Origin of the sequence: Lacipirellula parvula (assembly GCF_009177095.1) — a bacterium.
Classification (GTDB): domain Bacteria; phylum Planctomycetota; class Planctomycetia; order Pirellulales; family Lacipirellulaceae; genus Lacipirellula; species Lacipirellula parvula.
This window is the reverse complement of record NZ_AP021861.1, coordinates 4971651-4985560: the sequence shown is the minus strand read 5'-3', so window position 1 is coordinate 4985560 and position 13910 is coordinate 4971651. Positions and strand designations below refer to the sequence as shown.

The following is a 13910-nucleotide window of genomic DNA, read 5'->3' as shown; positions in this document are numbered from 1 at the left end:
ACCCGCACTATGCCCCGATTCCTGCTCACTATCGCCCTGCTGCTGATCGCCCCCCTAGCCGGGGGGGCGCCGCCCGAGTTTGTCGCAGTTGAGCCGACGGTCTACCGCGACGCCTGGTACGCCCGGCAGCAGTCTCCGGGGCGAGACGTCCGCCCGCGGGGAATCGCCAAGAACGAAAAGTTCGAGCTTGAAATCGACCTCAAAGCGACGTTCGAAAACCCCTTCGACCCCGAGCAGGTCGACCTCTGGGCTGAGTTCACCGCCCCGTCGGGCCGAGTCTGGAAGATTTGGGGCTTCTACAACCCCAGCGACTGGGACAGCGAGTGGATGGTCCGCTTCACGCCGACCGAGTCAGGAAATTGGTCGTACGTCGTGAAGGTCCGCGATCGTGAGGGCACGGCGGAGACCGACGCGGCAGAATTCCGCGTCGAACCAAGCCGCCGCCGTGGGTTCGTCCGGATCGCTGAGAATCGCCGCTATTTGCAGTACGCCGACGGCTCGAGCTTCTACGGTGTTGGCCTCTGGTACAACGACGACTATCACCGCCGCGGCCATGGGCAGATCACCGAAACGGCGCTCGACGAACTTCGCACGCTGGGCGTGAACTTCATTTGCTTCTACCCGACGCCGCTGGAAACGCATGGCTCGGGTGTCGGACGCTATGACCAAGATCGCGCCGGCCGCCTTGATGAAATCTTCGCCATGTGCGAAGCCCGCGACATCCACATTGCCTGGAACCTCGTGTTCCACTCGTACATCTCCGAAGCCATGTGGGGCGGCGGCAACGATCGCTTCCGCAGCAACCCTGCCCGCAACGTCGTCGAGGCGAAGGATTGGTTCGCCAGCGACGCGTCGTGGAAGCAGCAACAAAATCTCTACCGCTACATCATCGCGCGGTGGGGCTATAGTCCGTCCCTTTACATGTGGTTCGTGGTCGACGAGATCAACGGCACCGAAGGTTTTCAGGCCGACGAGGCGGCGGCGCTCGCGTGGTGCCGCAAAATTAACGACTATTTCCACGCGAACGATCCCTACGGCCGCGCCACCACGGGGACGCAGAGCGGGCACGTCGTCCACTTCTGGAAGGAAGGCTACGAGATTTTCGACATTGCGGCCCGCGAGATTTATGAGGCACAAGAGTTCCCGATGCCAGCGGGCGGGAAGCCGGACCTGGTCAACGATCACCCGCTACGGGCGTCCTACCGCAACTACGCGGAGCAGACGGCCAAGCTGTGGAGCGAGTTCCGCAAGCCGGCAATTATCGGCGAGTGCGGGTTCGATCACACATATTACGAACCAGGCATGCCGGGCTACCTAGCGACGTACCACAACGCTCTTTGGTCCGCGCTAGCCAATGGCAGCTGCGCGACGCCGTTCTGGTGGAACCATTCGCCTTACCTTAACGACGGCGTCGTCACCGGGCAGATTCGTTCGTTCGCGCGATTCGTGCAGGAGATCAACTTCGCCGGCAGCGAGTGGGAGCCGGCGTCAGTGACGGCGTCGAGCGGCGATGCCTGGGCGATGCGCAGTTCCAAGCTGATTTACGGCTGGTTTGCAAACCCGAAGAACGGCGTCGCCAAGGAAACATTCACTATCGCTGGCGTTGAGCCGGGCGAATACGAAGTGCGACTCTACCGCACCTGGCGGGGGTTCTTCATGGACCCCGTCACGGTCGCCGCTGTCGATGGCAAGCTCACGGTGACCGTGCCGGAACTCGTCCACGAGAATGGCCGCGCGCAACACATGGGCGACGACGTGGCGTTTAAGATTAAGCGGGCCGACGGGCAGTGATGATCGCGTAGTTCTTGCTCGGCCAGTGCGCGACGGCGTCCCACGCCTGCGGCATTGTCTCCGCATACCAATCGGCCCGCTTCGCCACGACCACGACCTGACCGCCGGGACGCAGCGACAGGTGCGCGGCATCGACGAACAGCTCCGCAATCCGGTTATCGGCGTAGTAGGGAGGGTTGGCGACCGCGAGATCGTACTCCCCTGCCCCGTTGTAGATCCCGCTGCAGTTCACTTCAGCGGTGATGTTCGCTAACTGGTTGAGCGCCGCCCCCGCTAGCGTACACTCCACGGCGCGCGCGTTGCCATCGACCGCGTGCACATGAATCGACGGCTCCCGCGCCGCGAGGGCAATCGCCACCGTGCCGGCGCCGCAGCCGATATCGAGCACGCGCATCCCCGGCGTTACTTCCGTCGCGTCGATCAATTGCCGCGCCCCAGCGTCGAGCCGGCGATGCGAAAACACGCCTGGCCGACTCACCGCCTGCAGCAAGCGTCCTTGGTCGCGGAAGGTAAACTCGCAGCGGAAGTCGCGCACCTTCCGCAATTCCTGCTGCTTGCGAGCGATGTAGACCGTTGCGTCGTCGTGCGTTTGCACTGTCACCTTCGCGAAGAGGTCGCTCAATTGCTCGCGCAACCACTGGTCGCGCGGGTTGTCGACCGCCGCAACGAGCGTGCCGCCGAGCTCGAGCGTCAGCGCCGCCGCCTGCAACTGGTCGCGTGCTAGCTCCGCCTCGCCCGATTTCGACACCAGCAGCACTGCTAGCTGGAACGGCCCCGGCGAGGCATCGCCTTGGCAGACCAATCGCAAGTTAGGGGCGGCCTCGCCGATCGCGTGACGGGCGAGCGACTGCTGAAACTGATCGAGAAACCAGCAATCGACCGTCGCTTGCGGCTGGTTCGACGCGAGCGTCGCGGCCGCTTGTGCTCTACCCGCGGTCGTGCAAAGCACCCGCTCAATCGCGCGGCCTGCAGCGATTTCCAGCGCCGCCGTCAGCGCTCGCGCCTCCGCAGGACGCGAGGGAGGCAGGCTGGGCAGTTCGGGCGGCATCGCGGCGACAGGTCGGGTTGTGCGGAAATCGGCTGGCGATTATACACTCCGCCCGCCGCGCGTGAGCAGCTATTAGCGACGCGCCAGACCTCCACCTACAAGGTCCGAAGCCTTATGTCCCGCAGTCGCAAGAATCCCGTCCTCGCTGCGCTCGACGCCTCGTTTCTGATTGGGGCCGTTTGCTCCGCGATTTTTTACGCGATCATCCTCAGCCCGGCGATGAAGGACTCGACCCTTCACCGGTACACGACTGAGCATTTGGTCGAATACGTCGTCGTCATTCTCACTTTCTGGGGGTTGGCCGACGTGCTGCGAAAGCTCGCCAGTTTCCCGCGGGAAATCATGGCGCTGCGGCAAAAATGGGTCCCGGAACGCAAACGCCGCGTGCCGGCCGCGGTGGCCACGAGCCTGCTCGAAGACGTCGAAGCCAAGCCAAAGTGGCTGCGTGAATCGCGGATCGGCCGCCGCTACGCCGATGCGTTCAGCTACGTCATTGAGAATGGCGCCGACAGCAACTTCCGCGATCACCTGCAACTGCTCGCTCATCACGACTCCGAGCGGATGAATGGCAGCTACACGCTGATCCGCTTCGTCGTTCGCATCACGCCGGTGCTCGGCTTCTTGGGCACGGTGGTTCACTTCGGCACCGCACTGAACGGCATCACGCTTGACAAGATGAGCGACCAGCTCGGCGTCGTCGTCAGCGAGATGGGCCAGGCGTTCAACGCCACCACAGTCGCTCTCGCCGCGGCGATGTGCATGATGTTCTGCCAATTCGTCTGCGAGTGGATCGAAAAAGCGATCCTGCAGAGCGTCGATCGCAACGTGGAAGAAGAACTGTTCAACCGCTTCGAATTGAAAGATGCGAGCATCTCGCCGTTCCTAAGCGTGATCAAGGAAGCGAACGAAGACGCTAACAAGCTCATGGCGGCGAATCTCGAAACGCAAACAGCCACTTGGATCGAAGCGTTCGAAATGATTCTGCAGCGACTCGATGCTCGACAGAAGCAAGAAGGCCAAGCGTGGACGCAGGCCCTCGAAACGCTCCACAGCCGGCACGAAAGCTACGACGCCGTCCGCGAAGAGCGGCTGCGGCAAATTCTTGACGCGATCGGCGAAAGCCAAGATCGTTTCATGGGGCAAATTCATGCCACCATCGATAAAGCAGCCCTGCTGCGGAACGATTTCTCCGAAGTGGTACGCACCATTCAAGGCATCGCCCAGGGCGAAGGCCGCCTGCTCGAACTGCAGGCGACGCTCTCGGACAACCTGCGTCTCATTCACGAAACGCGGCAGTTCGAAGACGCGGTCCATGGCCTTACTGGCGCCATCCACTTGCTCACCGCCCGCCACGGCGGCGATGGCCGCAAGAGTGCGGCATAGTGGCTAGGCGATTTGATTGCCAAGCAGTCCCGGAGGGACGAAATCATGTAGCCAGGGGCGCAAGCCCCTGGTAAGAGGCTGCTGCAGCCATTGTCTCCAGCCCCGCAGGGGCGACATCGCTCGTTGCGATCGTTGAGAATCGTGCCGCCCCTCACGGGGCTCAATTGGAAAACACGACCCGCCTCACCAGGGGCTCGCGCCCCTGGCTGCATCATGCCGCCCCTCTGGGGCTGGTCATTCCTTACTTTTAGCGGCAGTGCGTCGCCCTCAGTTGAGAGAATCCTAAACCGGCGAGTGCGATGCCAGCGCAAACAACAACAGCCCGGTCGGCGCAAGGCCGACCGGAGCTGCTGTCTCCCCCCTGGGATGAATCGATAGACCGCACGCGTGTGAACGCTGCGTCCTCGTTGAACTCGCGGCCGAAGCGGCGAGTGAAGAGTCCCCCCAAATCAGACGGCCGGTATGCGACCGCCTTCGAATAAATATCCGCAGCGGCGACGATTAGCGAAGCCCCTTGGACGGTTGAAGTTATCGACCAAGCGGCGAGCCGGCTTGTGGCAAAGTTTACGGATTACGGCGACGCTGCGGAGCGAGTCGCTTTCTTCAACAACAAAGGGATGAAGACGGCGCCAGCACGACGATTTATCAGATTCGACTGCATCGAGTTTGCCGGTTGGGCCGATTCTATGGAGAAGAGAAACTTTGCGCTGCCGTCGCGCGCCGCTAAGGCGCCTACCGGCTAAGGCTCGCTGAAGGGGATTGAACGTGTCGCGAATCACTGCATTCTGTGAATGGCTGCTCCGCCAACCGCTCGTCTGGGGCGGCATGGCTTGCTTCGCGTTTCAGGCGCTCGTGGTGCGCGGCCTCTCGCCGAGCGGCAATCTCTATCGCTGGTTCGCCGGCGACGGGGCTACGCTGAAGACAGCCGTCACCCTGCTCTTCTGCGTGGGGTTGGCGTCGCTCCTAATGCGGGCGTTCAACCTGCTCGTGCAATACGGTTCGCTCGGCAGCGTGCTGCCGCGGCAGCACGACAACGACGACGTGTTGCAGAAGACGGCGACCGAGCGCCTGCAAGAACTCGCTGAACTGCCCGCGTCGGTGCAGAACAGCTACCTGGTCAGCAGGATGCGAAGCGGGCTGAGCGGCGGTTCGTCCGCCGAGCCGGCCGCGGCACTCGCGGCTCGGCTGCAACAACTCTCCGCTGCCGATCGCATTAGCGTCGCCAGTAACTACGGCGGCGTGCGAGCACTCACCGCCGCCATCCCGGCGATCGGCGGCTTGGGCGCCGTTTCCGCCGTCGCGGCGGCGATTCCGGCGTGGAGCGTCATCACCGATGGCGTCGCCGCCGGAAACTCGGCGATGCAGTTCGCCCTCGCCGCGATCGGCCAGGCGATCGTCGTGACGACCATCTTGGCGCTCAGTCGCATCGGCGTCGAACGCTTCGAACAGCGTCTGCTTGATGCGGTCGACACGAAAACCTACGAACAACTGGCCGGGGCGACAGGTTACATCGCCACCGCCGCCGATCCGCACGCCGCCGCAGTGGTGCGGCAATGCGAGCGCCTGCTCGACGCGGTGGAGCAAGCCGTCGCGCGGCACGACGCCTCGCTCAGCAAGACGCTCGTCACCGCGGGCCGTCGGTGGGAAGAAACCGCGTCGGCCGCCGCAGCGCTACTCCACAAGTCGGTCGGCGACGCGCTCGCGATGGGCATGACCCGTCACGCCGAGTCGCTGAACGCCGGCGTCGCCAAACATACCGAAGATCTGCAGGGCGTCCTCGTCCGGCACGCCGAGATCCTCAGCGACAACATCGACCAACACACCGGCGCCTTGGCCGAAGCGTTGGAGCATCACACAGCGGTGATCGCTCACACCGAAACCAAATTGGCCGAAGACAACCACCGCCACATCGGCGAACTGGAAGCCGCGCTTGGCGAAGCGGTGCTGGTGGCAGTCAATCGCCAAGAGAAACTGATCAAGCAAAGCGAAGAGTTGCTCCGCGAGATGCAGCAATCGCTCATCGAGTCGGCTGGCCTTGCCGTCGCCCATCAAGAACAACTGACGCGGCAGAGCGAGGTGCTACTGAAGGTCGTCGACGCCACAGGGCAAGTCCGCCGGCTGGAAGAGGCGCTCAACAGCAACCTGACGACGCTGGCCGAGTCGCACCGCTTCGAAGAAACGGTCGTCAGCTTGTCGGCGGCGTTGCAACTGCTAAGTGCGAATCTGGGCCGACCGACGTTGGCTCGCGATGAAATCAACCTGATGAGCGTCCCCCGGACGAGCCACGCAGCATGATCCGCCGACGGACGAGCGAAGCGGGTGGCGGCGTCCTGTCGTTCACCTTTCTCGACGTGCTCACCTGCACCATGGGGTCGCTGGTGTTGCTGCTGGTGGTGCTTGCGCAGCGGGCGACGAACGTGACGCTCGAGGAAGCGCTGGCGAACGCCAAGAAGCCGCACGCTGCTTCCAATGGTACGGAGTCCAAGCCTCCTGCCGCTGTTGCCGACGAAAAGTCGCCGGAGCAAGGGGAGCAACTTGCCGAGAGCGATGCGGCAGAGCCGGCCGCTAAAGTAGCCCAAGAACACAAGCCGGCCGTTGAGGTGAAGGACGGCATCAAGCCCGAGGAACTCGAAAAGGAACTGGCGGAGCTCCGCGAGCAAATGCCGAAGCTCGAAAAGCTTCGCGCTGATGCAGCGCAACGCGTGAAGGACGAAGAAGATCGCGTCAGCCACCTCGAAGAACACGAGCGGCGGTTGGAGCTCGAACTGGCGAAACTGCGTCTCGCACTTCAGCATCTGGAAGAGGCCGAGAAGAAACAGAGCGTCGACCAAGAGTCGGCCGAGACCAACCTCAAGCGGCTGAAGCAACTCGTCGCCGATACCGAGAAGGAAATCGAGAAGCTCCGCAAAGAGTCGACCGGCAAGAAGTCGTACGCCATTGTGCCCTACCAAGGAGCCAACGGCACGATGCGGCGGCCCATCTATATCGAGTGCACCAAGGATGCGGTGACCATCTATCCCGAAGGCATTCGGCTGACGGCCGCCGACTTCGACGGGCCGCTTCGCTCGGGCAACCCGTTGGCGGCGGCGATTCGTGCGGCTCGCGAAGAGCTGAACGCCCGCGCCGCGGCCGCCGGGATGACCGACTTGCCCGATCCTTACCCGCTGATCATCGTGCGTCCCGACGGCGCCTACGCTTACAGTGCGGCGCTCAGCGCCATCAGCTCGTGGGACGCCGACTTCGGCTATGAGTTTGTCGACGAGGATTGGAAGCTTGAGTATCCCGATCCCGATGCGCGGCTCGATCAAATCATGCGGCATGCCGTTGAACAAGCGCGGCAGCGGCAGGCGATGCTCGCCAAGGCGGCGCCCCGCCAATACGGAAGCCGGTTGGCGTTAGGCTCCGGCGAAGGCGGCGGCGGCGATGGCAGCGGCGGCATGGGCGGCGGTTTCGAAGGCGTCGCTCATCCGGGCGGCGACGGCGACCGCATTGGCGACCACAGCGGCGAAAACTGGATGCAAGCTGGCGGCGGCCAAGACTCCGGCGCTGGAAGCGGCACAGGAACCGGCGCCCAAGCCGGCGGCGGGCGGTACGCCGAAACCGGCGCCGCTGGGATGTCGACCAGCGGCCAAGGGGGCACGGGCGGCGGCGCGGCCGGCAACTCCAGCGGCCAACCTGGTCCGGCGGGGACTGGCGCAAACGGGCAAAACGGACAAACCGCGGCGGCTGGTCAGCAACAAGCAGGCGGCAACACAATGGCCGGAACTGGCGGGGCTGCGGGCTCCGCAGGACCAGCCGGCACGCAACCAGGACAAGGCGTTGCGGGCGGTACGGAAGCGTCGGGATCGACGACGCCAACCGGCGGCTCAACCTTCGCCGGCTCGTCGACTCCAACCGGCGCGGCTGCGGGACAAGCGGGAGCGTCCGGCGGCGCTGCGAGTTCGAACGCCACCGCGTCCAACGGCGCAGCGGGTTCGGCTGGTGGTTCGGATGCGTCTAACGGCTCCTCGGGAGGTGCGAGTAGCGGCTCGGCCGGCAGTGGAGCCCAGGGCGGCGCCTCTGGAGGAGTGGTGAGCTACACGGCTGGGCAAACGGCCAGCGCCGCTGGTGCACGCGGCGCCAACTGGGCCAACGAAGCCGCCTCGCGGCGCGCCTCGGCCATCAGTCGGCCGATCCGCGTCGTGGTGAAAACCGAGCAGATCGACGTCATGCCGGCCAATCAAGGCGGCTCCGGGCCCGCCGAGCAGCCCATGGCAATCTCGTTCCACCAACCGACCGACCGCGTCCTCGATCAACTCGCCGCTTCCGTCAAAGAGCGGATGGCCGATTGGGGGCAGGCGGGAAACAACATGTACTGGCGGCCGACGCTGCTATTGCAAGTCGAACCAGGCGCCGAACAGCACGCGATTCGTCTCAACGACTTGCTCCGCGACAGCGGCATCGACGTGAAATTCCAGGAAGTCGCCGCGCGAACCGAGGAAGGAGCCGGCAGTGGAACAACACGATGACGACGACTCGATGCCGGGGCAAGACTCCTTCATCGACGTCGTCTGTAACATGGTCGGCATCCTCATCGTCCTCGTGATGATCGTCGGCGTGCGCGCCTCGCGGCCCGAAGAGTTCGACGCGGCGATGACGCCGAAAAAGGCGAAGCCAAAACCGCAGACGGAGCAGGTCGAACAGCCGCAACTCGTCGATGCGTCCAAGCTCAAGGATGAACTCGCGAAGGCGCTGAAGGCCAAGGAAGAGATCGAGAACGACGTCGCCCGCATCGCCGACCTGAGCGTTCAGGCGGCGCTAACGGAGGGCCGCCGGCAGCAACTAGCCGTGGTCCAAGCCGCGGTCGAGCAGGAGATCGCCGAGCGGCGGGCGAAGCTCGACGCGAGCGGTCAAAGCCAGTTCGACGTGCAGCGGGCGATCGCCGAAGCAGAGATCAAGCTGACGCAACTCACGCAGGAGCAGGTATCGCTCGTCTCGCAGACGCCCGACGTCGAAGAGGTCGAATGCGTGCCCACGCCGCTGGCGAAGACCGTCGAGGGCGACGAGGTCCATGTCCGCATCAAGCGCGGTCTACTTGCGGTCGTTCCTGCGGACGCCTTGTTGGAAGAAGTGCGGGCTCGCGGCGGCGACTATATTCGTAGCGGGTTACGAGATCGCAGTTCGGCCGAGGATGTTTATGGACCGATCGACGGCTTCCGCATGCGACTGTCGGTGAAGAAGCACATGGTCGCCGTCCAAGGGCCGCCCGGCATGCCGATGCCGCCGCAAGCGACGGTTGAACTGCAGGGCGTCTTCCTGCCGATTTCCGAAGACATTGGCCAGACGATCGATCAGGCCCTGCTGCCGACGTCGCCCTTCATGCGGCAGCTGAAGGGACGGCGGACGGCGACCCCAGCGGTCACGGCTTGGGTATACCCCGACAGCTACGGCGAACTGCGGACGCTCAAGCGGGCGATGTGGGAAGCGGGCGTGCTGCTCGCGATTCGGCCGTTGCCCCACGGGCAGCCGATTATCTTCTCGACTTCGGGTACGAAGTCGAGCGCGCAGTAGAGTAGCAACATCGAGCGCGCAGCAAAAAACGCCTACACGCCGAGGCGAGTAGACGTTTTTCAGGATATCGAACGAGCCCGGCGACCGCGTGTCCGGCGGTCGTTCAAGCTCAGCCGGTGCGGCGCGCCTTCGAGCCGTTCGCAGCCGTCGCGGCGACCGGCTTCAGCTGTGCGAGCGTGACGCTGGCGAGCCGCTTCTTCGCGTCGCCGGCAACGTCGCCGAGAACTTCGGCCAGCTTCTTTTGCGATTGCGGCTGCAGGCCGCCGATCTGCGGCAACTCTGGTTGAACCGGGCCGTCGATCGCTTCCACGATTTCAAGCATCGTGATTTGCGACAGCGGCTTCGCGAGGCGGTAACCGCCATCAACGCCACGGGTCGACTTCAGCAGCCCTTCGTTGACCAAGTTACGCAACACTTGCAGCAGGAACCGCTCCGGCATGTCGCCGAGTTGGGCCAACTGACTGCAAGGGATGGGCGGTGAGGCTGGCGAGTCGCTCAGCTGAACTGTCGCGAGTAGTGCGTACGTGGATGCGCGCGAGATTCTCAATGTACTTCTCCGTAAACCGAATCAAATAAACAAGACGCTGCCCCGCCCGCTACTGAAGCGGTACGAAATTGACCACCGAATGATTGCAAACCTGATGCCGGATGATTCAGATCGCAATTTTCGAGGCCGTTACTAAATCAAAGCTCGGCTTAGACTTAGCGACAAGACCCTTTGCGGAAGACCGCAGGAAATAAATTGGAATAATAGCGACCGACGAACTGGTTTCTTACGAATCAACGTGGACGTTTTCAGATCAATCGCGAGAAACAGTTAATGCGAATAAACTTTCATGCATCCAGATTTCGTCGCAATACGTAGCCTTCTGCATTTCAGTTTGTCACCGCCGCTTCCGGCTGATCCGCTGTGGCGGGCCGCTTCCACGAGAGGAGGAATAGTGCGATCGCGCCGCAGACGAGCAGCGCATCGGCGATGTTGAAGTTGGGCCACACGTCGAACTGCCCCTGCGGCGGCCAACGCCGCACCACGAGGATGAAGTCGCGCACGGCGTGTACAGATCCTGTACGCGCGGGATCCCAGTCCGACCATAGAAGCCCCGGCAACCCAAGGCGATCGTAGAGATTGCCGACGACGCCGCCGAAGATGCAGCCGAGTGCGATCGTGACAGATCGATCGCGCGCGGCGCCAAGAATGAACAGCCACACCGGAATCGCGATCGCAGCAGCAATGGCCGCGATGGCGAAGATCCAGACTTTGCCATAACCCATGCCGAACAGGGCGCCCTCGTTCAAGCTTAGCTGAAACCCGGCATGCCCCGTCCAGACCCAACGGACGTCGTGAGCCAGCAAATCCGGCTGGCTGAACATGTAGTGCTTCGACCAGAGGTCGATGGCCAAACCGCCGAGCGCCAGCGACCAGAAAAGCAGGTGGCGGGTCCACGGAAGCGGAGATCGCACGTCCATCGCGATAGAGACTCCCTGCCCTGCCGTTCATGGCGGGGCGCTGTGACTACAAACGCTGCGAATACAAATATGGAGCCCCGGCCTCCGGCCAGGGGTCGTCACTGCCAGCGGAAAGCTTCCGGGAAGCAAGCCGACCCCCGGCCAGAAGCCGGGGCTTGTTGTCGTTCAACAAATCAATTCAACGAAGATCCCGCGACTAGTCCAGCGGAGCCCGCTGATCGCGTGATTCAGCGCACTTGATGCAGACAGGCGTGTAAGGGATCGCGTTCAGTCGCGCCTTGGGAATAACTCCCTCGCACTGTTCGCATTGCCCGTACTCGCCCCCCTCGATCCGCTGGAGCGCCATCTCGATCATGCCGAGACGGTCTTCTTCATTGGCGAGCAAGCTGAGCGTGAACTCCTGCTCGTAGTTTTCGCTCCCGAGTTCTGCCATATGAATTGGCATACTGGAACTACTGGCTCCATCCGCCCCACCCTTGCGCAACGCAGCGTGCGTCATTGAGGTCACGTCGCCGCGAAGCCGGGCCCGAAGATCGACCAACCGATCTCGGTACACCTTCATATCCGCTTTCTTCATGTCGTTCCTCCGGAGCGAGGCCCCCGACCGTCACGGCCGAAATGGGCCAAGAACCGATATTGTAAAGCGAATTATCGATACCGTCAAACTAATGCCACCTATGCCCTCCGATTCTAAGTCGTTGCGGCCAATGGTGTTGTGCATTTTTTTGACAGCCGATTCACCGCTTTCGCGGCCTCGCCGCAGTCCGCTTCCGGGGATGGAAGTAATGCTGGAACTCCTTTTCGACCTGCTCGGAACGACGTTGCTCAGGCCTCTCGTTTGGGGCATCGTGCTGCCGCTCAGCTGGGTGATCGCGACACCCGTGATCCTTATATTGGCCCTGTTCCAGAGCGAAACGTACAGCCGCAACGTGCGGGCGGGATACCTCGCGGTCTACGAGTACTGGGAGCGTTTGCTAATGCATACGGGCTAATCGTTCCAAGCGGACCGCCGCCACGCCCGACGCCGCGACAGCCGCTCCGTTGCTGGTCGCCGCTTGCGCGGATAGACTTGGTAAGTCGTTTTCCCTACTAAGCTTACTGCGAGTCTGTCTCGGTCCGGCATCACGCGCCGGGCTCAGTCGGCCTCGATCTCCGCGGAGCATCGGATCAGGTGGCAACTTCGGCCGACATCGTTACCGACCTGGCACATCAAGTTTGCCTTTCGCCAGACTGCGGCTCCACGTTTGACGTGGGCGAAGTCCATACCTCGTGCCCGAAGTGCGGATCGCTGCTCGACATCGCCTACGACTGGGAGCGGAGCCAAGTCCCTGACTCGCTGCGCTGGTTCGAAAAGAAGTGGTCGCGCCGCAACGAGCCCCTCTGCCGCAGCGGCGTCTGGCGGTTCTCGGAACTGCTGCCGTTCGCCCCGCCCGAAAAGATCGTTACCATCGGCGAAGGCCAAACCCCGCTGATCGCCACCGACGGCGTCGCCAAGTACGTTGGCACAAACCCCGGCACGCTGTTCTTAGAGTACGAAGGGATGAACCCTTCGGGCAGCTTCAAAGACAACGGCATGACCGCGGCGTTCACCCACGCCCACATGATCGGCGCCAAGCGGGCCGCCTGCGCCTCGACTGGCAACACCAGCGCCTCGCTCGCCCTCTACTGCTGCAGCAGCAAGCTGATGCAGGCCGTCATTTTCATCGGCTCGGGCAAGATCTCGTACGGCAAGCTGTCGCAAGCGCTCGACTACGGCGCACTCACGATCCAGATCGCTGGCGACTTCGACGACGCGATGCACCGCGTCCAGCAGGTCAGCAAGGAACTCGGCATCTACTTGGTGAACAGCGTCAATCCATTCCGGCTCGAAGGCCAGAAGACGATCATGTTCCGGGTCCTCGAGAGCCTCGATTGGCAGGTTCCCGATTGGATCGTCGTGCCGGGCGGCAACCTCGGTAACAGCAGCGCGTTCGGCAAAGCGTTCCACGAACTCCACGCACTTGGCCTCATCGATCGCATCCCGCGACTCGCCGTCATCAACGCCGCCGGCGCCAACACGCTCAACTCGCTCTACAACGATCGCGGCCTGCGTTGGAACGGCGGCCGGCCCGATCAATCGATCATCAACAAGTACTACGCCGGCCTCGACGCCGCCTCGTCAAAGGCCGACACGATCGCCAGCGCCATCGAAATCAACCGCCCGGTGAACCTCACCAAATGCCTGCGGGCCCTTGAGTGGTGCGACGGCGTCGTCCGCGAGGTGACCGATCAGCAGATGCTCGACGCCAAGGCCCAGGTCGGCGCCAACGGCCTCGGCTGCGAACCGGCCAGCGCCGCGAGCGTCGCCGGCGCCAAGCTCCTCCGCGAGGAAGGCGTCATCGCCCCCAGCGACCGCGTCGTCTGCATCCTTACCGGCCATCAACTCAAAGACCCAACCGCGACGGTCGCCTATCACACCACCGACCAGGAAGAATTCAACCGCGTCCTCGGCAAGCGCGGCGTTAGCCGGGCGGCGTTCGCGAATCGCGCGGTGAAGGTGGAGAACGACCTCAACGAGATCGTGCAGGCGATTCAACTCAATAGCTAAGACTTCAGATGCCTGGTTGCGTACTGCACATCGCCGGCAAGGGGTTTGACGCCCACCACGCCTTAGCGAGTTGTTCGCTAGCCC

At 63.1% G+C, this 13910-nt stretch carries 12 protein-coding genes; 8 read left to right on the top strand and 4 right to left on the bottom strand.

What is annotated here, in order from left to right:
* The first annotated feature begins 9 nt into the window (after positions 1-9).
* Positions 10-1791: a DUF5060 domain-containing protein gene (locus PLANPX_RS19530; RefSeq protein ID WP_152100350.1), complete on the top strand. Its 1782-nt coding sequence runs from the start codon at positions 10-12 to the stop codon at positions 1789-1791.
* On the opposite strand, the gene PLANPX_RS19525 is transcribed toward PLANPX_RS19530, so the two are convergent.
* Positions 1769-2839 (bottom strand): class I SAM-dependent methyltransferase, encoded by a 1071-nt coding sequence (locus PLANPX_RS19525; protein WP_152100349.1) that lies wholly within the window; start codon positions 2837-2839, stop codon positions 1769-1771. The two genes, PLANPX_RS19530 and PLANPX_RS19525, sit on opposite strands and share 23 nt — an antisense overlap.
* Positions 2840-2953: 114 nt before the next feature.
* Here PLANPX_RS19525 and PLANPX_RS19520 point away from each other — a divergent pair, with 114 nt between their 5' ends.
* From PLANPX_RS19520 to PLANPX_RS19500, 5 genes are all read left to right on the top strand, one after another.
* Entirely contained in the window at positions 2954-4222 is a 1269-nt protein-coding gene (locus tag PLANPX_RS19520) for a MotA/TolQ/ExbB proton channel family protein (RefSeq protein WP_152100348.1), read from the top strand.
* Positions 4223-4776: 554 nt separating this feature from the next.
* A complete protein-coding gene (locus PLANPX_RS19515) occupies positions 4777-4965 on the top strand; it encodes a hypothetical protein (protein ID WP_152100347.1) in 189 nt (62 codons plus the stop codon).
* Between the two features lie 22 nt (positions 4966-4987).
* Positions 4988-6517, top strand: coding sequence for a hypothetical protein (locus tag PLANPX_RS19510; protein ID WP_152100346.1), 1530 nt, complete (start codon positions 4988-4990; stop codon positions 6515-6517).
* Entirely contained in the window at positions 6514-8730 is a 2217-nt protein-coding gene (locus tag PLANPX_RS19505) for a hypothetical protein (RefSeq protein WP_152100345.1), read from the top strand. The genes PLANPX_RS19510 and PLANPX_RS19505 overlap by 4 nt, the downstream gene beginning before the upstream one ends.
* Positions 8714-9772, top strand: a complete 1059-nt coding sequence (locus tag PLANPX_RS19500) for a hypothetical protein (protein ID WP_152100344.1) — start codon at positions 8714-8716, stop codon at positions 9770-9772. The genes PLANPX_RS19505 and PLANPX_RS19500 overlap by 17 nt, the downstream gene beginning before the upstream one ends.
* Positions 9773-9881: 109 nt before the next feature.
* On the opposite strand, the gene PLANPX_RS19495 is transcribed toward PLANPX_RS19500, so the two are convergent.
* The 3 genes from PLANPX_RS19495 to PLANPX_RS28145 form a co-directional block, all read right to left on the bottom strand.
* Entirely contained in the window at positions 9882-10319 is a 438-nt protein-coding gene (locus tag PLANPX_RS19495; protein WP_152100343.1) for an RrF2 family transcriptional regulator, read from the bottom strand.
* Positions 10320-10648: 329 nt separating this feature from the next.
* Positions 10649-11239 carry a signal peptidase II gene (locus PLANPX_RS19490; protein ID WP_152100342.1) on the bottom strand — a complete coding sequence of 197 codons (591 nt, stop codon included), beginning with the start codon at positions 11237-11239 and terminating at the stop codon, positions 10649-10651.
* A 196-nt stretch (positions 11240-11435) separates the two neighbouring features.
* Positions 11436-11672 (bottom strand): TraR/DksA family transcriptional regulator, encoded by a 237-nt coding sequence (locus tag PLANPX_RS28145; protein WP_232536187.1) that lies wholly within the window; start codon positions 11670-11672, stop codon positions 11436-11438.
* A 352-nt stretch (positions 11673-12024) separates the two neighbouring features.
* Between PLANPX_RS28145 and PLANPX_RS19480 the strand changes: the two genes are divergently transcribed.
* Together PLANPX_RS19480 and thrC are read left to right on the top strand one after the other, a co-directional pair.
* Entirely contained in the window at positions 12025-12231 is a 207-nt protein-coding gene (locus PLANPX_RS19480; protein WP_152100340.1) for a hypothetical protein, read from the top strand.
* A 179-nt stretch (positions 12232-12410) separates the two neighbouring features.
* Positions 12411-13826, top strand: a complete 1416-nt coding sequence (gene thrC / locus PLANPX_RS19475; protein WP_152100339.1) for a threonine synthase — start codon at positions 12411-12413, stop codon at positions 13824-13826.
* The last annotated feature ends 84 nt before the right edge of the window (positions 13827-13910 follow it).

What these genes read in the sequence shown, in the direction of transcription:
- PLANPX_RS19530 (WP_152100350.1), top strand. Translation starts at nt 10, where the DNA reads ATGCCCCGATTCCTGCTCACTATCGCCCTGCTGCTGATCGCCCCCCTA.
- PLANPX_RS19520 (WP_152100348.1), top strand. Translation starts at nt 2,954, where the DNA reads ATGTCCCGCAGTCGCAAGAATCCCGTCCTCGCTGCGCTCGACGCCTCG.
- PLANPX_RS28145 (WP_232536187.1), bottom strand. Translation starts at nt 11,672, where the DNA reads ATGGCAGAACTCGGGAGCGAAAACTACGAGCAGGAGTTCACGCTCAGC.
- PLANPX_RS19480 (WP_152100340.1), top strand. Translation starts at nt 12,025, where the DNA reads ATGCTGGAACTCCTTTTCGACCTGCTCGGAACGACGTTGCTCAGGCCT.
- PLANPX_RS19490 (WP_152100342.1), bottom strand. Translation starts at nt 11,239, where the DNA reads ATGGACGTGCGATCTCCGCTTCCGTGGACCCGCCACCTGCTTTTCTGG.
- PLANPX_RS19505 (WP_152100345.1), top strand. Translation starts at nt 6,514, where the DNA reads ATGATCCGCCGACGGACGAGCGAAGCGGGTGGCGGCGTCCTGTCGTTC.
- PLANPX_RS19525 (WP_152100349.1), bottom strand. Translation starts at nt 2,839, where the DNA reads ATGCCGCCCGAACTGCCCAGCCTGCCTCCCTCGCGTCCTGCGGAGGCG.